General features: G+C 61.4%; 18 protein-coding genes and 1 pseudogene. 9 read left to right on the plus strand and 10 right to left on the minus strand.

Annotated features, from left to right (window positions below; translation table 11 throughout):
- The 6 genes from nuoK (at position 1) to PSH57_RS17770 (ending at position 7,113) form a co-directional block, all read left to right on the plus strand.
- The gene (nuoK, locus tag PSH57_RS17745; RefSeq protein ID WP_044463936.1) at positions 1-309 is read left to right on the plus strand and encodes an NADH-quinone oxidoreductase subunit NuoK; all 309 of its coding nucleotides are present in this window, start codon (positions 1-3) and stop codon (positions 307-309) included.
- Positions 306-2,159, plus strand: coding sequence for an NADH-quinone oxidoreductase subunit L (nuoL, locus tag PSH57_RS17750; RefSeq protein ID WP_305384501.1), 1,854 nt, complete (start codon positions 306-308; stop codon positions 2,157-2,159). Before nuoK ends, nuoL begins: the two co-directional genes overlap by 4 nt.
- Before the next feature lie 39 nt (positions 2,160-2,198).
- Positions 2,199-3,731: an NADH-quinone oxidoreductase subunit M gene (gene nuoM / locus PSH57_RS17755; protein ID WP_256228934.1), complete on the plus strand. Its 1,533-nt coding sequence runs from the start codon at positions 2,199-2,201 to the stop codon at positions 3,729-3,731.
- Between the two features lie 7 nt (positions 3,732-3,738).
- Positions 3,739-5,202 (plus strand): NADH-quinone oxidoreductase subunit NuoN, encoded by a 1,464-nt coding sequence (gene nuoN, locus PSH57_RS17760; RefSeq protein WP_003203388.1) that lies wholly within the window; start codon positions 3,739-3,741, stop codon positions 5,200-5,202.
- Positions 5,203-5,332: 130 nt separating this feature from the next.
- Positions 5,333-6,436, plus strand: coding sequence for an NAD(P)/FAD-dependent oxidoreductase (locus tag PSH57_RS17765; protein WP_305384502.1), 1,104 nt, complete (start codon positions 5,333-5,335; stop codon positions 6,434-6,436).
- 200 nt (positions 6,437-6,636) lie between these two features.
- Positions 6,637-7,113, plus strand: coding sequence for a hemerythrin domain-containing protein (locus PSH57_RS17770; RefSeq protein ID WP_047227744.1), 477 nt, complete (start codon positions 6,637-6,639; stop codon positions 7,111-7,113).
- Positions 7,114-7,168: 55 nt separating this feature from the next.
- Here PSH57_RS17770 and PSH57_RS17775 read toward each other — a convergent pair whose 3' ends face one another.
- From PSH57_RS17775 to PSH57_RS17805, 7 genes are all read right to left on the minus strand, one after another.
- Positions 7,169-8,047, minus strand: a complete 879-nt coding sequence (locus tag PSH57_RS17775) for a LysR family transcriptional regulator (protein ID WP_305384504.1) — start codon at positions 8,045-8,047, stop codon at positions 7,169-7,171.
- A 250-nt stretch (positions 8,048-8,297) separates the two neighbouring features.
- On the minus strand, positions 8,298-8,927 hold the full coding sequence (ycaC, locus tag PSH57_RS17780) for an isochorismate family cysteine hydrolase YcaC (protein WP_214912778.1): 630 nt from the start codon (positions 8,925-8,927) through the stop codon (positions 8,298-8,300).
- 143 nt (positions 8,928-9,070) lie between these two features.
- Positions 9,071-10,909 (minus strand): amidohydrolase, encoded by a 1,839-nt coding sequence (locus tag PSH57_RS17785; RefSeq protein ID WP_305384506.1) that lies wholly within the window; start codon positions 10,907-10,909, stop codon positions 9,071-9,073.
- A 128-nt stretch (positions 10,910-11,037) separates the two neighbouring features.
- A complete protein-coding gene (locus PSH57_RS17790) occupies positions 11,038-11,664 on the minus strand; it encodes an antibiotic biosynthesis monooxygenase (RefSeq protein ID WP_305384507.1) in 627 nt (208 codons plus the stop codon).
- Positions 11,657-12,070: a DoxX family protein gene (locus PSH57_RS17795; RefSeq protein WP_305384509.1), complete on the minus strand. Its 414-nt coding sequence runs from the start codon at positions 12,068-12,070 to the stop codon at positions 11,657-11,659. The genes PSH57_RS17790 and PSH57_RS17795 overlap by 8 nt, the downstream gene beginning before the upstream one ends.
- Positions 12,067-13,014 (minus strand): LysR substrate-binding domain-containing protein, encoded by a 948-nt coding sequence (locus PSH57_RS17800; protein WP_305384511.1) that lies wholly within the window; start codon positions 13,012-13,014, stop codon positions 12,067-12,069. Before PSH57_RS17800 ends, PSH57_RS17795 begins: the two co-directional genes overlap by 4 nt.
- Before the next feature lie 70 nt (positions 13,015-13,084).
- Complete coding sequence (locus PSH57_RS17805) at positions 13,085-13,906, minus strand: alpha/beta fold hydrolase (RefSeq protein ID WP_305384512.1); 822 nt, start codon at positions 13,904-13,906, stop codon at positions 13,085-13,087.
- 380 nt (positions 13,907-14,286) lie between these two features.
- On the opposite strand from PSH57_RS17805, the pseudogene PSH57_RS17810 reads away from it, so the two are divergent.
- Positions 14,287-17,098: pseudogene (locus tag PSH57_RS17810) on the plus strand (ATP-binding protein).
- On the opposite strand, the gene PSH57_RS17815 reads toward PSH57_RS17810, so the two are convergent.
- A complete protein-coding gene (locus tag PSH57_RS17815; protein WP_305384515.1) occupies positions 17,045-18,517 on the minus strand; it encodes an ATP-binding protein in 1,473 nt (490 codons plus the stop codon). The pseudogene PSH57_RS17810 and the gene PSH57_RS17815 overlap by 54 nt on opposite strands.
- A gap of 183 nt (positions 18,518-18,700) precedes the next feature.
- Positions 18,701-19,651 carry a GlxA family transcriptional regulator gene (locus PSH57_RS17820; protein ID WP_305384517.1) on the minus strand — a complete coding sequence of 317 codons (951 nt, stop codon included), beginning with the start codon at positions 19,649-19,651 and terminating at the stop codon, positions 18,701-18,703.
- A 322-nt stretch (positions 19,652-19,973) separates the two neighbouring features.
- Between PSH57_RS17820 and PSH57_RS17825 the strand changes: the two genes are divergently transcribed.
- Both PSH57_RS17825 and PSH57_RS17830 read left to right on the plus strand, forming a co-directional pair.
- Entirely contained in the window at positions 19,974-20,696 is a 723-nt protein-coding gene (locus PSH57_RS17825) for a pirin family protein (RefSeq protein ID WP_305384519.1), read from the plus strand.
- A gap of 317 nt (positions 20,697-21,013) precedes the next feature.
- Positions 21,014-21,415 (plus strand): hypothetical protein, encoded by a 402-nt coding sequence (locus tag PSH57_RS17830; RefSeq protein WP_305384521.1) that lies wholly within the window; start codon positions 21,014-21,016, stop codon positions 21,413-21,415.
- Positions 21,416-21,477: 62 nt separating this feature from the next.
- On the opposite strand, the gene PSH57_RS17835 is transcribed toward PSH57_RS17830, so the two are convergent.
- A complete protein-coding gene (locus PSH57_RS17835) occupies positions 21,478-22,518 on the minus strand; it encodes a GlxA family transcriptional regulator (protein WP_305384522.1) in 1,041 nt (346 codons plus the stop codon).
- Positions 22,519-22,760: the final 242 nt, after the last annotated feature.

Below are 22,760 nucleotides of genomic sequence, written 5' to 3' on the forward strand. Positions count from 1 at the left end.
ATGCCTGCTATCCCTCTCGAGCATGGTCTGGCGGTTGCCGGCATCCTGTTCTGCCTCGGTCTGGTCGGCCTGATGGTCCGCCGCAACATTCTGTTCGTGCTGATGAGCCTGGAGGTCATGATGAATGCCTCCGCCCTGGCCTTCATCGTCGCGGGCGCTCGCTGGGCGCAGCCGGATGGACAAGTCATGTTCATCCTGGTGATCAGCCTGGCAGCCGCTGAGGCCAGTATCGGCCTGGCGATTCTGTTGCAGCTGTATCGCCGCTTCCACACTCTCGATATCGACGCTGCCAGCGAGATGCGCGGATGAACCTACTCTTTCTGACTTTCGTATTTCCCCTCATCGGTTTCCTGCTGCTGTCGTTCTCTCGTGGACGCTGGTCGGAAAACCTTTCGGCGCTGGTTGGCGTAGGGTCCATCGGCCTGTCTGCCATCGTCACCGCCTACGTGATCTGGCAGTTCAACGTCGCCCCGCCGGAAGGTGGCGCGTACGTGCAGGTGCTGTGGCAGTGGATGGCGGTGGAAGGCTTCACGCCGAACTTCGCCCTGTACCTGGATGGCCTGTCGGTGACCATGCTGGGCGTGGTGGTCGGTGTGGGTTTCCTGATCCACCTGTTCGCCTCCTGGTACATGCGTGGTGAAGCCGGTTACTCGCGCTTCTTTGCCTACACCAACCTGTTCATCGCCAGCATGCTGTTCCTTGTGCTCGGCGATAACCTGCTGTTCCTGTACTTCGGCTGGGAAGGCGTGGGCCTGTGCTCGTACCTGTTGATCGGTTTCTACTACAGCAACCGCAACAACGGGAATGCCGCACTCAAGGCGTTCATCGTGACCCGGATCGGCGACGTGTTCATGGCCATCGGCCTGTTCATCCTGTTCCAGCAACTGGGCACGCTGAACATCCAGGAACTGCTGGTACGTGCGCCCGAGCACTTCCAGGCTGGCGACTTCTGGATCGTCCTGGCGACCCTGATGCTGTTGGGCGGCGCTGTCGGTAAATCCGCGCAACTGCCGCTGCAGACCTGGCTGGCGGATGCGATGGCAGGTCCCACCCCGGTTTCGGCACTGATTCACGCCGCGACCATGGTGACTGCGGGTGTCTACCTGATCGCCCGTACCCACGGCCTGTTCGCCCTGGCGCCGGACATCCTGCACCTGGTCGGCATTGTCGGCGGTGTGACCCTGGTGCTGGCCGGTTTCGCAGCCCTGGTCCAGACCGACATCAAGCGTATCCTCGCCTACTCCACCATGAGCCAGATCGGCTACATGTTCCTGGCCCTGGGCGTCGGCGCCTGGGAAGGCGCGATCTTCCACCTGATGACCCACGCCTTCTTCAAGGCGCTGCTGTTCCTTGCTTCCGGTGCGGTGATCGTTGCCTGCCACCACGAGCAGAACATCTTCAAGATGGGCGGCCTGTGGAAGAAACTGCCGCTGGCCTACGCCAGTTTCATCGTCGGCGGCGCGGCCCTGGCGGCCCTGCCACTGGTCACCGCCGGTTTCTACTCCAAGGACGAGATCCTCTGGGAAGCGTTCGCCAGCGGTAACCAGGGTCTGCTCTATGCCGGCCTGGTGGGTGCGTTCATGACCTCGCTGTACACCTTCCGCCTGATCTTCATCGCGTTCCACGGTGAAGCCAAGACCGAAGCCCATGCCGGCCATGGTATTGCTCACTGGCTGCCACTGTCGGTGCTGATCGTGCTGTCGACCTTCATCGGCGCCCTGATCACGCCACCGCTGGCCGATGTGCTGCCGCAGAGCGTCGGCCATGCCGGCGGCGAAGCCAAGCACAGCCTGGAAATCGCCTCGGGCGCTATCGCCCTGGCAGGTATCCTGCTGGCCGCCCTGCTGTTCCTGGGCAAGCGTCGTTTCGCCACGGCGGTCGCCAACAGCGGCATCGGGCGCTTCCTTTCGGCCTGGTGGTTCGCTGCCTGGGGCTTCGACTGGATCTACGACAAACTGTTCGTCAAGCCATACCTTGCGATCAGCCACATTCTGCGCAAAGACCCGCTCGACCAGACCATTGGCCTGATCCCGCGCATGGCCAAGGGCGGCCACACTGCCCTGAGCCGTACCGAGACCGGTCAACTGCGTTGGTATGCGGCTTCCATGGCGGCTGGCGCCGTGCTGGTTATCGGCGCCATCGTGCTGGTAGCGGTCTGATATGAACCTTGCGAACTTGCGAAAGGAAACGAGCCCGTCATGATTCTGCCCTGGCTAATCCTGATCCCCTTCATCGGCGGCCTGCTGTGCTGGATGGCGGAGCGTTCAAGCTCCACCCTCCCGCGCTGGATTGCGCTGCTGACCATGTCCCTGGAACTCGCGCTCGGCCTCTGGCTCTGGGCGACCGGCGACTATTCATTTGCTCCGGCCCCTGGCGCCGATCCGACCTGGGCGCTTGAGTTCAAGCACATCTGGATCGAACGCTTCGGCATCAGCGTGCACCTGGCCCTCGACGGCCTGTCGCTGCTGATGATCCTGCTGACCGGCCTGCTGGGTATCCTCTCGGTCCTGTGTTCCTGGAAAGAGATCCAGCGTCACGTCGGTTTCTTCCACCTGAACCTGATGTGGATCCTGGGCGGCGTGATCGGCGTGTTCCTGGCGCTGGACCTGTTCATGTTCTTCTTCTTCTGGGAAATGATGCTGGTGCCGATGTACTTCCTCATCGCGCTCTGGGGTCACAGTTCTTCGGACGGCAAGAAAACCCGAATCTACGCGGCGACCAAGTTCTTCATCTTCACCCAGGCTTCCGGCCTGATCATGCTGGTGGCGATCCTTGGTCTGGTGCTGGTCAACTTCAACAACACCGGCGTGATTACCTTCAACTACGCCGACCTGTTGAAAGTAGAGATGTCGCGCACCACCGAGTACGTGCTGATGCTGGGTTTCTTCATCGCCTTCGCGGTGAAGCTGCCGGTGGTGCCGTTCCACTCCTGGCTGCCGGACGCCCACGCCCAGGCACCGACCGCAGGTTCCGTGGACCTGGCGGGTATCTTGCTCAAGACCGCCGCCTACGGCCTGCTGCGCTTCGCCCTGCCGCTGTTCCCTAATGCCTCGGCCGAGTTCGCGCCGATTGCCATGACCCTGGGTCTGATCGGGATTTTCTACGGTGCGTTCCTGGCGTTCGCCCAGACCGACATCAAGCGCCTGATCGCGTTCTCCAGCGTTTCGCACATGGGCTTCGTGCTGATCGGGATCTACTCCGGCAGCCAGTTGGCCCTGCAAGGCGCAGTGATCCAGATGTTGGCTCACGGCCTGTCGGCTGCGGCACTGTTTATCCTCAGCGGCCAGTTGTACGAGCGTCTGCACACCCGGGACATGCGTGAAATGGGCGGCATCTGGTCGCGCATCGCCTACCTGCCGGCCATCAGTCTGTTCTTCGCGGCGGCGTCCCTTGGCCTGCCGGGCACCGGCAACTTCGTCGGCGAGTTCCTGATCCTGATCGGCACGTTCGCCAGCGCTCCATGGATCACTGCCATCGCTACCTCCGGCCTGGTGTTCGGTTCGGTCTACTCGCTGATCATGATCCACCGTGCCTACTTCGGCCCGACCAAGTCGGACGAAGTGCTGCGTGGCATGGACGGTCGCGAACTGATCATGGTGCTCGGCCTTGCGGTGCTGCTGGTTTACCTCGGCGTTTTCCCGCAACCGTTCCTCGACACCTCTGCCGCCACGATGCATGGCGTGCAGCAGTGGCTCGGCACCGCCTTCTCTCAACTCGCTTCGGCCCGGTAAGAGCGCTATGGAATTCACGATTCAACACTTTATCGCGCTTGCGCCGCTGTTGATCACCAGCGCCACGATCATCGTGGTCATGCTGGCGATCGCCTGGCGGCGCAATCACTCACAGACCTTCCTGCTGTCGGTGGCGGGGCTGAACCTGGCCCTGCTGTCGATTTTGCCGGCCCTGAAAGTCGCGCCCCTGGCGGTCACCCCGCTGATACAGATCGACAGTTTCGCGTGCCTGTACATGGCGCTGATCCTGGTCGCCACCCTCGCCTGCGTCACCCTCGCCCACGCCTACCTCGGCGATGGCGGTTCGGGTTACCCGGGTAACCGCGAAGAACTGTACCTGCTGATCCTGATGGCCGCCGCCGGTGGCCTGGTCCTGGTCAGCGCGCAGCACCTGGCCAGCCTGTTCATCGGTCTGGAGCTGCTGTCGGTGCCGGTCTACGGGCTGGTGGCCTACGCCTTCTTCAACAAACGCTCCCTGGAAGCCGGCATCAAGTACATGGTGCTGTCGGCCGCCGGTTCCGCTTTCCTGTTGTTCGGCATGGCCCTGCTCTATGCCGAAGCCGGCACCCTGAGCTTCGTCGGCATCGGCCAGGCCCTCGCGGCCACCGGCCTGCCTAGCCCGATCGCACAACTGGGCCTGGGCATGATGCTGATCGGCCTGGCGTTCAAGCTGTCGCTGGTGCCTTTCCACCTCTGGACCCCGGACGTCTACGAAGGCGCCCCGGCACCCGTGGCGGCGTTCCTGGCCACCGCGTCGAAAGTCGCAGTGTTCGCGGTCATGGTGCGGTTGTTCCAGATCTCGCCAGTGGCCAGCAGCGGTGTGCTGAGTAACGTGCTGACCATCATCGCCATCGCGTCGATCCTGTTCGGTAACCTGCTGGCGCTGACCCAGAGCAACCTCAAGCGTCTGCTGGGTTACTCGTCCATCGCCCACTTCGGTTACCTGCTGATCGCCCTGATCGCCAGCAAGGGCCTGGCGGTGGAAGCCATCGGCGTGTACCTGGTCACCTATGTGATCACCAGCCTCGGCGCGTTCGGCGTGATCACCCTGATGTCCTCGCCGTACAACGGCCGCGACGCCGACGCCCTGTACGAATACCGCGGCCTGTTCTGGCGCCGTCCGTACCTGACCGCCGTGCTGACCGTGATGATGCTGTCCCTGGCCGGCATCCCGCTGACCGCCGGCTTCATCGGCAAGTTCTACATAATTGCCACCGGCGTCGAGGCTCACCAATGGTGGCTGGTCGGCTCCCTGGTGCTGGGCAGTGCCATCGGTGTGTTCTACTACCTGCGCGTCATGGTCACCCTGTACCTGATGGAACCGAACCTGCGTCGCCATGACGCCGAGCTGCACTGGGAACAGAAGGCAGGCGGCGTGATGCTGCTGGCCATCGCCGTACTGGCGTTCTTCCTCGGTGTATACCCGCAGCCGTTGCTGACCCTGGTTCAGCAGGCCGGCCTGACGGGTTGATCGCCCGAACGGTGTAGTCATCAAAAATGCCCGTATCGCCAGATACGGGCATTTTTTTTGAGCTGTAGAAGTCGCCTGCGCCGGGCTATCCTGAGGCGCTTGAGCATAGACGACTCCAAGGGGAAAGGGTTTGGGCATGGACATCGATTGCGTGGTGGTGGGCGCTGGCGTGGTCGGGCTCGCCGTGGCCCGGGAAATGGCCCAGGCCGGCCACGAAGTGCTGTTGATCGAAGCCGGCGAAGCCATCGGCATGGGCACCAGCTCGCGCAATTCCGAAGTCATCCATGCCGGCATCTATTACCCTCCGGGGAGCCTCAAGGCGCAGCTGTGTGTCGAGGGTCGCCAGCGGTTGTACGCGTATTGCGAGAGTCACGGGGTCGCGACCCACAGGCTTGGCAAATTGATCGTTGCCAAGGATCAGCTTCAGGTGGAAGGGCTCAAGGCCTTGCTTGAGCGAGGCTTGAAAAACGGTGTGGACGACCTGCGCTTGCTCAATCAGAAACAGGCGCTGGAGCTGGAACCGGCCCTGGCGTGCGTGGCCGCGCTGTATTCGCCTTCCACCGGTATCGTCGACGCGCATGCGCTGATGCTGGCCTTGCAGGGGGATGCCGAAGCGGCCGGTGCCGACATCGTATTCCACACGCCCATGCTGAGGGCACGGATCATCGCCGGTGGTTTCCTGCTGGAATTGGGTGGCACGGCGCAGATGAGTGTGTCCTGCCGCCAACTGATCAACGCCGCCGGTCTCCAGGCGCCCGCCCTCGCCCGTCGTATCGAAGGCCTGGCGCCGCACTCAGTGCCCCGCGATTATTTGTGCAAAGGCAACTACTTCAGCCTGACTGGACGCGCGCCTTTCCGGCATCTGATCTACCCTGCTCCGGAAGCTGCCGGCCTGGGCATCCACATGACCCTGGACTTGGCGGGCCAGGCCCGTTTTGGTCCGGACACCGAATGGATCGAGCGCGAGGACTACCGCGTGGACGCGGCCCGGGCCGAGGCCTTTTACCCGGCGATTCGCAATTATTGGCCTGGCTTGCCGGACCATAGCCTGCAACCGGGCTATAGCGGTATCCGTCCGAAAATTTCCGGCCCCGACGAGCCCGCTCGGGACTTCCTCATCAGCAGCCCCGCCGAGCATCAGGTCCCCGGGCTGATCAATCTGTTCGGGATCGAATCGCCAGGGCTGACCTCCTGCCTGGCGCTTGCCGGGCGGGTTCGGCAACTGATCGGCTAGCGATTGGGCAGCGCAAAGTGCAATGCATTTTTTCATGCCCTCATGCAGGCTGCACGACCCGCAAAAGCAAAACTCATACAACCTGTTGTTTTTAAATAAGTTTATATAAGCCCTCGGCTGGCACGGCTGATGCAATTTCCCTGTAACGCGGCGTTGGCGCTTGAAGCCGGCCCGCATCCGTGAATTGCCAGGAGCTACCTATGAACGCCATCGACCTGTTGAAAGCCGACCATGAACGCGTCAAGGCCATCCTTGCCCAGCTGAGCGAATCAACCAGCCGGGGCATCAAGAAACGCACCGACCTGTTGGCGAAACTGGAAATGGAAATTTCCATTCATACCCGACTCGAAGAAGAAATTCTCTATCCGGCCTACAAGCAGGCCGGCGGCAAGGAGCAGGCCGAGATGTACTACGAGGCCAAGGAAGAACACCGCACCGTCGACTCGCTGGTGCTGCCCGACCTGAAGAACACCGACCCGTCCACGCCGGAGTTCGCCGGCCGGGTGAAAGTGGTCAAAGAGTTGCTTGAGCACCATATCGAAGAGGAAGAAACCGAGATGTTTCCTCAAGCCAAAAAGCTGCTGGGCAAAGCGACGCTGGAGTCGTTGGGCGAGCAGATGGAAGCCATGAAGGCGCAGTACAAAAAAGAAATGAGCAGCTCCAGCCTGGCCGCCTGATCAGGCATCGCCGCTGCGTTCAGTCGTTTGCAACGGCTGAACGCACCTGGCCCAGTCACTGCATCTGTTCGCGCAGGAACTCCACCAGCGCCTGCACCGGGCGTGAACTTTGCCGATGTTGCGGGTACACCGCCGACAGCGCCAACGCCTCTGTCTCGAAGCCTTCGAGCACCTTGATCAATCGACCGTCGTTCAATGCATCACCGACAATGAACGTCGGCAGATACGTGATGCCCATGCCGGCGACAGCCGCATCCCTGAGCAAATCGCCGTTATTGGCACGCATGCGTCCTGCAACCTCCAGGGTCAGCGATTTGCTGCCTCCACCGAACCGCCATTGCACCTGACGGCTATGCCCATAGGGCAGGCAATCGTGATTGCGCAGGTCTTCGGGCCGTTCGGGGGTGCCGCGTTGCGCCAGGTAAGCGGGACTGGCGCAGTACACCCGCTCGATGGTCGCGATGCGCCGGGCGATCAACGTCGAATCCTCCAGCACACCAATGCGCAGCGCGATGTCGTAGCCTTCCCCCAGCAGGTCAACCGAGCGGTCACTCAAATCCACCTCGACACTCACCTCCTGGTAGCGCTGTAAGAACAACGGTAACAGGCTGCCCAAGTGCGCAACCGCGAACGACAGCGGTGCGCTGAGACGAATGGTGCCACGAGGCTCGCTGGTCTGGCCGCTGATGCCCTGCTCCACCTGTTCGACTTCACTGAGCAGGCGCAGCGCTGCTTCATAATAGCGCTGGCCCAGCGGTGTCACATCCAGCCGGCGTGTCGAGCGATTGAGCAAACGCACACCCAGTCGCTGCTCCAGTTCCATGAGCTTGCGGCTGACGAACTGCTTGGACAGCCCGAGCTTGTCCGCCGCCGCGGTGAAACTGCCCGACTCCATGACCTGGGCAAAAATGCGCATTTCTTCGAAGGGGTTCATTGTCATTCCTGGGTAGGGCTTTATTTAGACATCCAGGCCGAGTACAAAACCTGTGGCGAGGGGATTTATCCCCGCTGGGCTGCGCAGCAGACCCAATAACTAACCATGTGAACATTCTGACACACCGAGTTAGCCTATTTTGGGGCTGCTGCGCAGCCCAGCGGGGATAAATCCCCTCGCCACAAAGGGTCATTGGCCAGACAAAAAGATGCCCGCACATTGGCGGGCACCCGTTCAGCCAGGAGACAATTTACTTGGCGGTCAGCGCCGAATAGCTGTTCATCAGGTTGCGGTAGTTCGGAATACGCTGGGACAGCAGATTGCCCAGGCCTTCGATGTCGTTGCGCCAGTCGCGGTGCAGTTCACAGGCCACCGAGAACCAGTTCATCATCTGTGCGCCGGCAGCGGTCATGCGCACCCAGGCCGCTTGTTGCACGGTTTCGTTGAACGTACCCGAAGCGTCGGTGACAACAAACACGTCGAAACCTTCGGCCAATGCCGACAGCGTCGGGAATGCCACACAGACGTCGGTGACCACGCCAGCGATGATCAGTTGCTTGCGGCCGGTGGCCTTGATCGCCTTGACGAAGTCTTCATTGTCCCAGGCATTGATCTGACCTGGGCGCGGGATGTACGGCGCGTCCGGGAACATCTCCTTGAGCTCCGGCACAAGCGGCCCGTTAGGGCCGTTTTCGAAACTGGTGGTCAGGATGGTGGGCAGCTCGAAGAACTTCGCCAGGTCAGCCAGGGCCAGTACATTGTTCTTGAACTCGTTGGGCGAGAAGTCCTGGACCAGGGAAATCAGGCCAGTCTGGTGATCGACCAGCAGAACGACCGCGTCGTCCTTGTTCAGGCGGTTGTAGGCGGGAACATTGCTCATGGGATGACTCCTTTGGGATGGATGTTTCAAAAACTGTGGGAGCGGGCTTGCTCGCGAAGGCGTCGTCACATCCGACAACCTTGCAAGCTGACACACCGCTTTCGCGAGCAAGCCCGCTCCCACAGGGGAAATATGTTTGTCAGTCAGAAGGCAAAGCAGGAGCAGCCAAACGCGCCCCAGAAGCCCTGGAAATCGCTGACCGGAACGTTCGACAACCGCGCCCGTTCATGGCTGTGGGAATGCACCACACACGGGCCGCTGCACTGGTGGACTTGCGCCTGCAGCGGTGAGGTCGGGCGCCAGTGGCCAGGCACCTTGACCACCGGTGACCAGTCCGGGAGTACTGGCACGCTGGCGGGGCCGAGCTTTTCGAAGTCGCCGGCGGCGTACACCACCTTGCCGTCGACCACCGTCAGCACCGACTCGATCCACTTGATGGCTTCTTCCTCGACACTGAAAAAGTCCGCGCTCAGGGCCGCCAGATCCGCCAATTGGCCGACCTTGATCTGGCCTTTCTTGCCCTGCTCCGACGAGAACCAGGCGCTGCCGTGGGTGAACAGTTCCAACGCGGTCAGGCGCGGCAGCCCCTCTTCGTGTAGCGCCAGGCCGCCGACGGTGCGACCGCTGACCATCCAGTACAACGAAGTCCAGGGGTTGTAGCTCGACACCCGGGTGGCGTCGGTGCCGGCACCCACTGGCACGCCTTCGGCCAGCATGCGTTTGATCGGCGGCGTGGCCTCGGCCGCCTTGGCGCCGTAGCGGTCGACAAAGTATTCACCCTGGAAGGCCATGCGGTCCTGGATCGCGATACCGCCGCCCAGCGCTCGCACGCGTTCGATGTTCTTCGGTGTGATGGTCTCGGCGTGGTCGAAGAACCACGGCAGGCCGTTGAACGGAATGTCGCGGTTGACCTTCTCGAACACATCGAGCATGCGGCTGATGGATTCGTCATAGGTGGCATGCAGACGGAACGGCCAGCGCTGTTCCACCAAGTGCCGAACCACCGGTTCCAGGTCTTGCTCCATGCCCGGTGGCAGGTCCGGACGCGGTTCCAGGAAGTCTTCAAAATCCGCCGCCGAAAACACCAGCATTTCACCGGCGCCGTTGTGCCGCAGGAAGTCATCGCCTTGGTGCAATTTGACGCTGCCGGTCCAGTTCTTGAAGTCGGTGAGCTCTTCCTTCGGCTTCTGAGTGAACAGGTTGTAGGCGATGCGCACCGTCAACTGCTGCTCACGCGCCAGCTGCTCGATCACCGCGTAATCATCCGGATAATTCTGGAAGCCACCGCCGGCATCGATGGCGCTGGTCAGGCCCAGGCGATTGAGTTCACGCATGAACTGGCGCGTGGAATTGACCTGATACTCCAAAGGCAGCTTCGGCCCCTTGGCCAAGGTCGAGTAAAGGATCATTGCGTTGGGTCGAGCCACCAGCATGCCGGTGGGCTCGCCCTTGCTGTCGCGCACGATCTCGCCGCCCGGCGGGTTTGGCGTATCGCGGGTGTAGCCGGCCACTCGTAGCGCCGCGCGGTTGAGCAAGGCACGGTCATACAGGTGCAACACGAACACCGGGGTGTCGGGGGCGGCCTGGTTGAGTTCTTCCAGGGTTGGCATGCGTTTTTCGGCAAACTGGAATTCGTTCCAGCCGCCCACCACGCGCACCCATTGCGGGGTCGGCGTGCGATCGGCCTGGTCCTTGAGCATGCGCAAGGCATCGGCCAGGGACGGCACGCCTTCCCAGCGCAGTTCCAGGTTGTAGTTCAGGCCACCACGGATCAGGTGCAAGTGCGAGTCATTGAGCCCGGGAATGACAGTGCGGCCCTTGAGATCGATAACCTGGGTGCCGCTGCCGCGCAGGGCCATGGCCTCGGCGTCGGTCCCCACCGCGACAAAGCGCCCCTGGCTGATGGCTACCGCACTGGCGCGGGGTTTCTCACGGTCGACCGTGTGGAACTGGCCATTGAATAGAATCAGATCGGCGTTCATCGGATTTCCTTTGACGATAAATGTGCAGGTGAATCAATCGGTGGTGGCATTTAGAAGGGGCTGCTCCGCAGCCAGCGGGGATAAATCCCCTCGCCACAACAGTGTTTGTCACAACAGCTCGACGCTGCTTAGGGCTCCAGGTGTTCGTGGACTTGAGAAGCTTCAAGCCACGGCGCGAACAGACGAGTCGCCAGCGGCATGCACACGTACACCACCGACAGCACGATGGTCAGGGTGATCAGGAACGTGGCGACTACGTAACTGGAAAGAAATGCGTGCATTTGCAGCAAAGGCCCCCAGATCAGCGGCACCAACAAGGTGTGGGGCAGGATGACCAACAACGTCACCACGGCCTGTTTCCAGCGTGGCGGGGGGATGGAGGCATCCGCCAACGGGGCGAACCAGAATTCCTTGTGGGGGGCGACTTCGGTCTGGTCGCCATCGGCCAACAGCGGCGCGGCCTCTTCCACCAGCTCGCGGCGCTGGGGCGAATCCAGCCAGCGTTGCATCGCCTCGGTGGAGCAGAAACGCAGCACGCAGGTAAACAGCGACAACCCGCCCAGCTTGCCCCGGACAACATCCACACCCAGGTGCCCAGGCCACTGACCGGCCACCCGCACGGTGCGGCGCAACCAGGCCTCATAAGCCGCGTCTTCGCCGGATTTGATCCGGTGCTTGATCACCAGGGTGACAATTTCGTCGAAGCCGGGTTTTACAGGGTCGCTGGTCAATTCAACGGTTTGAGGTTCAGACATGACGAAGCACTCCAACAAAACGCGTGTTCATCGCCAGGCGTCCAGGCCCGGCAATCAACACGCTGGTAAATACGATCAGCAGCAGCCAACCGAACTGCCCTTCTTCCAGGGTCCACTGCGGGTGCACCACCACAAGCGCGACGACCAATAGAAACAGGATGGGCACGCACGCCAGACGCACGAGGACCCCGGCCATGATCAACAGGGGGCACAGCACTTCGGCGAAAATCGCCAGCGTCAGGGTGAGCGCGGCGCCCAGGTGAAACGGGTCCTCGATGCGCGTCAGCTCGACGCTGTAGTGCAACAGTTTGGGCAGCCCGTGGACCCACAGTAAAAACAGCCCACCGCTCAGGCGCAGGAACAGCAAACCCAGATCCTGCAGGGAACGTTCGTCCACGATGCTCATCGCTGAACTCCAGCCGGATCCGCATAGGCGGCGGCCGGCAGCGGTTGGGACATGTGGGTGGCAATCCGCGAGCGCAGCCAGCGCTCGGCCGGATCGTTGTCATGCACACCGCTCCAAACCATCGACAGCTCGGCGGCATTGATCTGGAACGGCGGATCCTCGGCGCGTAGCGCGCAGCCTTCCACCAGCGCGCAGGCGGCGTAGTCAGGCACGGTGGAGATCAGTTCAGTGCCTGCCAGCAAGGCCCGCAGACCACTGAACTGCGGCACCGCCAAGACCACTTTGCGGGTTCGACCGATGCGCGCCAGGTCCAGGTCGATGTTGCCGCTCAGGTCGCCCGAAAACGAAACCATGGCATGGGGCCGCGCGCAGTATTCATCCAGGGTCAGCGGCCCAGGGCGCTGGTCGCCGCGCAAGACCTTGCAGGGAATGTCGCGCAGTTTCTTGCGCTTGGCATTGGCCGGCAGATCGGTGGTGTAACTCACACCGACGCTGATTTCGCCACTGGCCAGCAGCGACGACATCAGCAGGAAATTGGCCCGGCGCACCACCACAATGATGCCGGGGGCCTCTTCGCGCAGTTGACTGAGCAAGGGTGGAAACAGGCCAAACTCGGCATCGTCGGACAAACCGATGCGAAACACGTCGCAACTGGTGGACGGATCGAAAGCCTTAGCCCGGCTGACCGCGCCCGAGATCGTATCCATGGCCGGTTGCAGTTCCTGCAGGATCGCCAGAGCCCGCGGCGTCGGCTCCATGCCGCGACCGTTGCGGATCAGCAGCGGATCGTCGAACAGATCCCGCAGCCTTCCGAGCGCCGCGCTCACCGCCGGCTGGCCCATGAACAGCTTTTCGGCGACACGGGTCAGGTTCTTCTCGAACATCAGTGCTTCGAAGATCACCAGCAGGTTCATGTCGAGGCGGCGCAAATCATTGCGGTTCATGGGTGCTATTCCTGTTGAATACCGGTCCTGTGGGAGCGAGCTTGCTCGCTCCCACAGTTTCATGGCTTGATCAAGCCTGGATGAACGCCAGCAGGTCCGCGTTCAGCCGGTCCTTGTGCGTATCGGTCAGGCCATGCGGCGCGCCGGGGTAGATCAGCAGCTGCGAGTTCTTGAGCAATTTGGCGGCCGCGATGCCCGCCGTTTCGATCGGGACGACCTGGTCGTCATCGCCATGGACCACCAGGGTCGGCACATCGATATTGCGCAGGTCTTCGGATAGATCCGTCTCCGAGAACGCCTTGATGCAGTCGTAGGTGTTCTTGTGACCGGCGAGCATGCCCTGCATCCAGAACCAGTCGATCATGCCCTGGGAGACCTTGGCACCCGGCCGGTTGGCGCCGAAAAACGAACTGGCCACATCTTTGTATAGCTGAGAACGGTCAGCCAGAGAGGCCTGGCGGAAACCGTCGAACACCTCCACGGGCAAGCCACCAGGGTTGGCCGGGGTCCTGAGCATCAACGGGGTCACCGCCGAGATCAGCCCGAGCTTGGCAACCCGGGCGGCACCATGCCGACCCATGTAGCGGGCGACTTCGCCACCGCCGGTGGAAAAGCCCAGCAACACCGCGTCCTTGAGGTCCAGCCGCTCGATCAGCTCGGCCAGGTCATCGGCATAGGTGTCCATGTCGTTGCCGTCCCAAGGCTGGCTGGAGCGCCCGTGCCCGCGGCGGTCATGGGCGATCACCCGGTAACCGTTGGACGCCAGGAACATCATCTGCGCCTCCCAACTGTCCGAATTCAACGGCCAGCCGTGGCTGAAGACCACCGGTTGACCACTGCCCCAATCCTTGTAGTAAATCTCGGTGCCGTCGCGGGTGATGAAGGTGCTCATGACGTGATTCCTTGAGAGGGGTGGATTGCTCAATGGTCCGGTCAGAGGGGGCAGTTGCGTGAGTTAAACGTTGTTAATTTTTTTGGAACCGGCGTGTTAATCCCCAATAAAGACTGCTTTTTTGTGGCGAGGGGATTTATCCCCGCAGGGCTGCAAAGCAGTCCCGAGACTGACACCTGGGTGTGTCAGATTCATGGGGGATTGGGCTTTTGGGGGCGCTTCGCGACCCAGCGAGGATAAATCCCCTCGCCACAGAGTTCTGGCAACCAGAGGGTGGTGTGTTTGCCAGTGGGAAGACTCTTCACCGTTGCGCTTGAAACAAAACCTGAGGAATATGCTCGGGAAAAGCCCCTGCATCGGGACAAGAAATTGAGAGCAACATGAGCCAATACCTCAGCCTGCCCGTCGAACAGACGGTGCATTTCGGTCCTTATCGCGTCCATCCGCGTCAGCGGCTGGTGCTGGAGGCCGGGCAGCCGTTGCGCCTGGGGCGGCGGGCGGTGGAGATTCTGCTGGTGTTGCTCGAACACGCCGGGCAAGTGGTGAGCAAGCAAGAACTGATGGCCCGTGTCTGGCCCAAGAGCGTCGTGGAAGACACTAACCTGCGGGTGCACGTGGCGGCACTGCGCAAGGCCTTGGGAGACGGCCAGTCGGGGCAGCGCTACATCGTCACCGTGGCGCAGCGCGGCTACAGTTTTGTCGCACCATTGTCCCTGGAGCCGGTCGAGCAACTGGCACGCATCCCTCACCCTTCGCTGGCTCGCAACCTGCCGCCGCGCCGCACTCGGATGATCGGACGCCAGGGCCTGGTGGAAAACCTGGTGGCCCAGTTGCCGCGAAAACGTTTCATCACCCTGGTGGGAACCGGCGGGATCGGCAAGACCACCGTCGCCTTGCGGGTTGCTGAACGACTGATCGGCCACTACCGCGACGGCACCTATCTGTTAGACCTGGCGTCGCTCAACGATCCATGCATGATTGCCCCAAACCTATGTGCGCTGCTGGACCTGCCGCTGCACGACGGCGATCCGCTGGACGCCATCGCCCGGCGACTCAAGGAGCGACACCTGCTGCTGGTCATCGATAATTGCGAGCACCTGATCGATGCCATCGCCCAGTTCAGTGAAACCCTGCTGCGCGGTGCGCCCCACTTGCATATTCTGGCCACCAGCCGCGAAGGCCTGCGGGCCGAAGGTGAGCACGTGCAGCATCTGGACTCCCTGGCGTTCCCACCCCGGGAGATGCCCATCGAGGGTTATCCGGCCCTGGAGTTCCCGGCGCTGCAACTGTTCGCCGAACGGGCAATGGCCAGTCATGACAGCTTCGAGCTGACGGATCAGGACATACCACTGGTGATCGACATCTGCCGTCGGTTGGACGGTATTCCCCTGGCCATCGAACTGGCCGCCGGTCAGATCGGTATGTTCGGGTTGGAGGAGCTTCACCGGCAGCTGCAAGGCAGCGTCGCCCTGCTCCACAACGACACCAACGCCGCCGCACCGCGCCAACAAACCCTGCATGCCACGCTGGACTGGAGCTTCGCACTGCTCACGCCCTGCGAGCAGACCTGCCTGCGCCGGCTGGCGGTGTTCATGGGCAGCTTCGACCTGGCCTCGGCCGCAGCGGTGATCGTGGGTCAACATATCGCGCCGGACCAAGTGCTGATGTCGGTCAGCCAACTGGTCGCCAAATCGTTGCTCAATGTCGAGATCGGCGATGAGGAGGTGCGGTATCGCCTGCTGGATACCACCCGCAGCTATGCCCTGGAAAAACTGGCTGAAGCCGGGGAGCTGGCTGCCAGCCACGAACGACACGCCGAGCGCTGCCTGACGCTCATGGAGCATGCCGAAAAAGACTGGGAAACGACCCCCACGCGGCAGTGGATCACCCGCTACGCCATCTATCGCGACGACATCCGCGCCGCGCTCGACCGAGGGCTGAGCCCGCAGGGGTCGCATGCGGTAGCGATCCGCCTGACGGCCCGCACCCTGCCCCTCTGGCAGGAGTTGTCGCTGCTCAGGGAGCACGGGCTTTACGTGAGCAAGGCGCGAGCATTATTACGCCAAAGCCCCGCGCCGTGCCCACGGCTGACCCTCGTGCTGGAACTGGCCCATGCCAGTTTCAATTACCACACCCAAGGCGGTACGCCTGCCACTGTCGAAGCCTTCATCACGGCCCGGCGCCAGGCACAACAATGCCAGGACCTGGCCGGCGAGCTGCGAGCCATATCGGGGCTCATGACCGTCAACCTCAGCTGCGGCAACTACCAAGAGGCATTGGCACAAAGCCGGGATTTCGACCGACTGGGTATGCACGGCGACCCGATCCTGTCCCTGAGCACCCAACGCCTGCGTGTGCTGGCGCAGCATTTCACCGGCGACCAGACTGCGGCCCGGCGTGATGCCGAACAAGTGATCCAGCGTCTGGCCCAGAGCGGCCACCTCAGCCGTTTCTCCCACGGTTTCGGCGTGCAATACGATCAGAGCGTGGCGGCACTGACCGTTCTGGCGCGCATTCTCTGGCTACAAGGCTTTGCCGAGAAAGCCCGGCGCACCGCCGACCTTGCGCTGCAGATTGCCTTACAGATCAACCACAGCATCTCGATCTGCTACACCCTGGCGCTGAGCGGTTGTGTGATTGCGCAACTACAACGGCGATCACTCAACCGCCCGGGAAAGGCTCGAACTGTTGAAGCACCAGGCCAAGAAACATTCGGTCATGCTGTTCCATGACTGGGCCAGCCACTACGCCCGCGCTTTCGATGACAAAACCCTGGAAGCGAACTTGACCAACGCCGGACTGATCCAGGATATCGTCGTCACCCTGCGCATCGACTGTGTCAGCCAGGCACAGGTCGAGCGCGCCCGCAACGGTGCGGCAGGCTGGTGTACGGCGGAGATCCTGCGAGCCGATGCCGAAACCCTGTTGGCGCAAAACGACCCCAGCCTTGAGCGCCGCGCCGAAGAGCAACTGCTGAGCGCCCTGACGGTGGCCCGGAGGCAAAATGCCTTGGCCTGGGAACTGCGCAGCGCCATGTCCCTGGCCCGGCTGTGGCAACGCCGGGGCATGGACGATGCCGCCCAGGATCTACTCGGGCCGGTCTATCGACGTTTCAGCGAAGGGTTCGAGACCCCCGACCTACAGCAAGCTGGCGCGCTGCTGCAAAAACTGGCCCGACGGCTGCAGCCTTGAACGACGCACCTCCCAAGCGTCTTGCAGCGCGTGGCGTCGGTTGAAAACAGCCCACTGATCACTGCGCCGCAATTTTTCCAGGGCATAGGCGCGAGTGGTGTGGAGCAAGTGGAACTGAACCCCGTCCACGCATTGCTCGACCATGACCAGCGATTGACTCGCCAGCCGAGACAGCAGAGCAGGCAATTGCCCGGCTTCCAACTCAGCGCAACTGATGACGGCTATCGCAGCCTTGAGCGTAAACGGCCCATCGAACACGGCCAGGCGCTGGAACACGGCTTGCTCATCGTCATTCAAGCGCTCGAAGCTCCAGTCCAGCATCGCCTCCAGGCTTCGATGGCGCGCCACAGCCGTGCGGCGCCCATGGTTCAAGAGTGACAGCCCACAATCCAACTGTTCCAAGACCCCCGCCACGCCCAACACCCCCACCTGCGCCGCCGCCAGTTCCAGCGCCAACGGTAACCCGTCCAGGCGTTGACATATCTGGACAATTGCCGCCAGCTCGCGGTCATTGGGCTTGAAACCCTGCTGTCGGGCAGCGACCTGATCGATCAACAACTGCACCGCCGGACACGCCAATATCTGGTGCTGCGGTTCAAGGGCCGAGGCCACTGTCAGGCCCGGCAGTTGTACGACCCTCTCATCAGTCAGATTCAAGGGCTCGCGGCTGCTCAACAGCAGCGAGACCTGCGGGGCCGATGTGCCCAATGTCAGGGCCAGGTCCCGGCAGGCGTCGAGCAGATGATCACCGCCATCGAGCACCAGCAACATCCGCCAGGATTTCAGTTGCTGGCTCAAGGCGCCGTGTCCCAGACCCAGGGTGCGGGAAACCTGCACCGTCACCTGCGACGGGTCGCTGATGGTGGACAAGTCCACAAACCAGGCACCGTCGTCAAAGTGTTCCAGCAACAGTTCGGCGACCCGCAGCACCACGGTGGTCTTGCCGACGCCACCCGGTCCGGTCACGGTGGTCAGGCGCTGACGGGGCACCGCGCTGAGCAACCGTCCCAGCACTTTGTCGCGACCGATCACCGGGCTCAGGCGCGCGGGCAGGTTATGCCGCTCGACCGGCTGCTCGAGGTCAGCCTCCACGGGCACGGCAAAGCAATAGCCCTGCCGTGGATGATTGAGGATGTAGCGAAAACCGTCCGGCCCGTCACCAAAAGCCCGCCGCAGCGCCGCGATGTGTACCCGCAGGTTGATTTCTTCCACCACGCTATCAGGCCAGACCCGCGCGATAAGCGCTTGCTTGCTGACAAAGTGGCCGGCGTTCTCCAGCAACACTTGAAGAATGTCCAGGGCGCGACCACCCAATGCCAGCGGCTCGCCGTCTCGGGTGACAAGTCGCTGCTGGCGGTAAAAGATAAACGAGCCGAAGCTCACTGCCGCCTCGGTATCGGCTTTGACGAAACTGTTCATGGGCGATCCAGCGCCGGATAACCGTCGCGGGCATGACACTTCGGCTATCCGGACGCGTCTGCCCTGGCTCCTGCGCATCCTTTCCAGAGGGTTCGCCGTTATCTTGGCAGCCATCGCTCAGAGGACAATGCTGGCACAGGGCGCATCACGGACATTGCGGTGCCCTGGACGGACACCGATGGCTCAACTGAACTGCTGGCGATACTGCACCGGGGTCAGGCCGAGTTTTTCACTGAACAGCAGACGCATGTGCCGCACACTGCCGAAGCCGCTGCGAAACGCCACGGTCTTGAGGGGCAAATCGGTGGATTCCAGCAACTGGCGGGCCCGGTCGATACGCGCGCCTTGCAGAAACTCCATGGGCGTCATCTTCACTTCGCGAACGAACATCCGGGCAAAATGGCGCGAACTCATGGCCGCGATGGCTGCCATGCGCTCGATGGTGAAAGGTTCCTCCAGGTGCTCCATCACATGATTCTGCACCCGGGTAATGGCCGATTCTTGAGCCGCCACCGCCGCCACCAGCGGGCTGAACTGCGCCTGGCCGCCCTGGCGTTTCATCACTACCAGCAACACCTTGGCCACATCCAGCGCGACTTTGCGACCGTGGTCCTGAGCAACGATGGACAGCGCCAGGTCGATGCCGGCGGTGACGCCGCCGGAGGTGATCAGGCGTCGATCCTGCAGGAAGATTTTGTCGGTTTCCACCAGGGCCTTGGGGAAACGCTGGATCAGGCGCTCGGTGTAGTGCCAGTGGGTGGTGACGCGATAGCCGTCGAGCAGCCCCGCCTCTCCTAACACAAATACGCCGGTGCAAATGGAACCGTAACGCGTGGCCCGTTGCGCCGCCGCGCGCAACCAGGTGTGCAATCCCGGATGCTGGTCGTTATAGGCACCCGGCCCACCCGGCACCAGCAACACGTCGTAGGCGGCCCAGGCCTGGTCGATGTGGATATCGGCCTGTACCGCCACGCCGTTGGACGCTCGCAACGCGCCGCGCTCGGTCCCCAGGGTCAGCAGTTGATAACGAAGATCGGGTTCAAGGTAACGATTGGCGATGGAAAACACCTCAAGGGGCCCGGCCATGTCGAGCAGGAGAAAATCCGGGAACAGCACCATTGCAACGGTTTTCATCGAAAATACGCCAAAAATATTCAGAACCTGTAGATGTCACTTGTGGCGCGAGCCTGCTCACCCTAGCGCACTGGCAACCAACAAGAAGGCAAGCTGAACCGGCTTTATCGCGAGCAGGCTCGCCCCCACAGGTTTTGTGTAGCCTGGAAAACCCACATTATGTCGAAGCCAGGCGCCTGCGGGTAGGCATCATCCATTGTCTACTCAAAACGGACAGTCTTTCGTTTTCCACCTGCTTATTGCACCAATCAATAACCATTAACCTTCTTCTGAACCTGGCGAACGCCCACCGCCGCCGCCCATACCGATCAGGAGAGCTACCATGCTGACCCTTCGCAAAGCTTCAGACCGCGGCATCGCCCGTCACGGCTGGCTGACCTCGTTCCATACGTTTTCCTTTGCCAGCTACCGCAACGTCAATGAACAAGGCTTCTCCGACCTGCTGGTCATCAACGACGACCGGGTCGCAGCGGCCAAGGGCTTCGGCCAGCATCCTCATCGGGACATGGAGATTTTCTCCTATGTACTCGAAGGGGCACTGGAACATAAGGACACCTTGGGCACGGGCTCGGTGATTCGCCCCGGTGACGTTCAATTGATGAGCGCCGGCAGCGGCGTGGCCCATAGCGAGTTCAACCACAGCGCCGAGGAGCTGGTGCACTTCCTGCAAATCTGGATCGTGCCCAACATCAGTGGCGCCACACCTCGCTATCAACAGGAGCACTTCAGCGCCGAACAGAAACGGGGTCGCCTGCAATTGATCATTTCCCCGGACGGCGCCAACGGCTCGCTCCAGGTGCGCCAGGACGCACGGGTCTATGCCGGGCTGTTCGACGGCGAGGAAAACGCCACCCTGACATTGGCGCCTGATCGTTATGCCTACGTGCATGTGGCCCGTGGCAGCGTCGAGCTCAATGGCGTGTCGTTACAGGAAGGTGATGGCGTGCGGGTGCGTGATGAACAGGTACTGGCGTTGTGCAACGGCCAGGACGCCGAAGTCCTGGTGTTTGATCTGCGCCCACAGGAATTGCCGCAAATGCCCTGAGTGGTTGCCATTGCCGCGGCTATAACGTTTGAGAAATCGACGCAAAAATCGCCTAAAAGATGTCGGGCAATCCGGCAAAATCAAGCTTTGCTAACTTGAGATAGCGTATGGGCTGCGAGGGTTCGCCACCTTTCTTCCATACGCTGTTTTTTAGCGGGATAAAAGCCTGGAGAAGTTCCCGGCCAATTGCGCTTTCAGACCAGTGGTGGGCAATGCCATTACTCTATGATATTGACTGAATGTTACAAGCCAAGCAAAATGATCTCACTTGGCCATTAGGATCCCCTGGGCTTCTGCTTGATTTCATGGAAGAAAGTATGAAAACGGTTATATCCATCGTTGCTCTGTCCGTTGCTTGCTGCGCCACTGCGGACGTCCAGACCATCACCTATCAATACGATGATTCAGACGCTGAATACTCCATCGTCTCGTTTATTGAAAGCGATTCATCCATCCAGGCCACTCTGCAAAGATCCGGTCCCTACTTCACCAACTACACAAAACTGGAAATCGATTGCACCTCCCGCCATGTTCGCCATATGGGGATGTACAACAGCGTCGAGGGCCTTGAAAAAGCTCAGTTTGACCAGATGCAAGGTCGCATCGTTGAAGGTTCGATAGCCGACGAGGTTGGCAAAGTGCTGTGCAAGGGTACAACCATGACCGCCTCGCAGACTGACAAGCTGCCTGCAGACGAACTGCCAGACGATAAAACCTGACTCCACGCCGCCACCTGCACGAACGCCCTACGTTAGCGCAGGTCCGCGTGAACTGCGCTACCTCAGCGCAACGCCTGCTTCCGCTCAAAAGACGAACGATAACTGCCAGGCGGAACGCCAAAAAAATCCCGAAACCGGCGCTGAAAATGCGGCGAGCTGACAAAGCCCGCCGCCACGGCGATTTCTGTGACGGATCGATTGGTCTGCTGGATGAGTTGGCGCGCACGGGTCAGGCGCAGTTCCAGGTAATAACGCGTCGGGGTTGCACCGAGAAAACTGCAGAAGCGCCGTTCCAGCTGCCGCTTGGAAATCTTGACGCATGCCGCCAGTTCATCAATCGTCAACGGTTCCTCGATGTTTTGCCACATCAACTCCAACGCCAGCTTGAGACTTTCTGGCAGTGTCGGATCGGTTTCGACGAAGACCGGCGGCAGATCCGATGCGTCGCCCGACTCATCACACCGCAGGATTTCTTCGATCGCCCCCACCAGCGCCTCTCCCCCCGTCTGGCGGATCAACTGAAGCATCATGCGCAGCGAGCTGTTCGCACCTGCGCAGCTGACCCGTTGCCGGTCAACGACATAGGCGCGGCTGGAAACCTTCACGTGGGGAAAAACCTCCGCCATCATGGCGCGACTTTCCGGGTGAACCGCGCACTCGAAACCATCGAGCAAGCTAGCATCGGCGACAAAAAAAACGCCGTTCCACAGCCCGCCCAGTATTGCCCCGGACGCGGCGTTGGCGCGCAGCTTGCGTCGCAGCAGCGGCACGCCCTGCAACTTCACGCGAAAGCCACCGGCGACGATCAGGACGTCCTGGTTCTCCGGCAACTGCGCCAACTCGATATCGGCGGAGATGACGATCCCCAGGTCACTGGTCACCTGACTCCCCGACGCCCCAACCGTCAGCACTTCATACAGAGGTCTGTCGCTCATCAGGTTGGCCGTCACCAGCGCATCCACCGCGCCGGTAAAGGACATCATCGAGAAATTGTCCATCAATACGAACGCAACACGAATCGGCGCCTGGTCAGCACCGGGGGATCCGAGCGGCCGGTAAGCCATGTTTTTGTTTTTAAGTACGCTCTCGAATGCGCTTGGCATAGGGCCTCGTCAATACATGAAGGCATCAGGGCTTGCATCACTCTCGCGCGTTAAGCGCCAGAGCAATTGGCACATCTTCCAGATTAACCACGACGACTGCAATCGGCTCGCTATAGCGCAGGGTGATCGGTCCCTGTTCGGCCTCAAGTACCTTCGACTCTGGTCGATATGGTGTAGGTACGCATGGGCGCTTCCCCCGTTCCAGAAACTCGCAACGCGCACCGCTACTGTTTCCTGTTTCC

It is taken from the genome of Pseudomonas hefeiensis, from assembly GCF_030687835.1.
GTDB classification, from domain to species: domain Bacteria; phylum Pseudomonadota; class Gammaproteobacteria; order Pseudomonadales; family Pseudomonadaceae; genus Aquipseudomonas; species Aquipseudomonas hefeiensis.

Coding starts and splice junctions, on each gene's coding strand:
- nuoK (WP_044463936.1), top strand. CDS start 1: ATGCCTGCTATCCCTCTCGAGCATGGTCTGGCGGTTGCCGGCATCCTG.
- nuoL (WP_305384501.1), top strand. CDS start 306: ATGAACCTACTCTTTCTGACTTTCGTATTTCCCCTCATCGGTTTCCTG.
- nuoM (WP_256228934.1), top strand. CDS start 2,199: ATGATTCTGCCCTGGCTAATCCTGATCCCCTTCATCGGCGGCCTGCTG.
- nuoN (WP_003203388.1), top strand. CDS start 3,739: ATGGAATTCACGATTCAACACTTTATCGCGCTTGCGCCGCTGTTGATC.
- PSH57_RS17770 (WP_047227744.1), top strand. CDS start 6,637: ATGAACGCCATCGACCTGTTGAAAGCCGACCATGAACGCGTCAAGGCC.
- PSH57_RS17775 (WP_305384504.1), bottom strand. CDS start 8,047: ATGAACCCCTTCGAAGAAATGCGCATTTTTGCCCAGGTCATGGAGTCG.
- ycaC (WP_214912778.1), bottom strand. CDS start 8,927: ATGAGCAATGTTCCCGCCTACAACCGCCTGAACAAGGACGACGCGGTC.
- PSH57_RS17785 (WP_305384506.1), bottom strand. CDS start 10,909: ATGAACGCCGATCTGATTCTATTCAATGGCCAGTTCCACACGGTCGAC.
- PSH57_RS17790 (WP_305384507.1), bottom strand. CDS start 11,664: ATGTCTGAACCTCAAACCGTTGAATTGACCAGCGACCCTGTAAAACCC.
- PSH57_RS17795 (WP_305384509.1), bottom strand. CDS start 12,070: ATGAGCATCGTGGACGAACGTTCCCTGCAGGATCTGGGTTTGCTGTTC.
- PSH57_RS17800 (WP_305384511.1), bottom strand. CDS start 13,014: ATGAACCGCAATGATTTGCGCCGCCTCGACATGAACCTGCTGGTGATC.
- PSH57_RS17805 (WP_305384512.1), bottom strand. CDS start 13,906: ATGAGCACCTTCATCACCCGCGACGGCACCGAGATTTACTACAAGGAT.
- PSH57_RS17815 (WP_305384515.1), bottom strand. CDS start 18,517: ATGAACAGTTTCGTCAAAGCCGATACCGAGGCGGCAGTGAGCTTCGGC.
- PSH57_RS17820 (WP_305384517.1), bottom strand. CDS start 19,651: ATGAAAACCGTTGCAATGGTGCTGTTCCCGGATTTTCTCCTGCTCGAC.
- PSH57_RS17825 (WP_305384519.1), top strand. CDS start 19,974: ATGCTGACCCTTCGCAAAGCTTCAGACCGCGGCATCGCCCGTCACGGC.
- PSH57_RS17830 (WP_305384521.1), top strand. CDS start 21,014: ATGAAAACGGTTATATCCATCGTTGCTCTGTCCGTTGCTTGCTGCGCC.
- PSH57_RS17835 (WP_305384522.1), bottom strand. CDS start 22,518: ATGCCAAGCGCATTCGAGAGCGTACTTAAAAACAAAAACATGGCTTAC.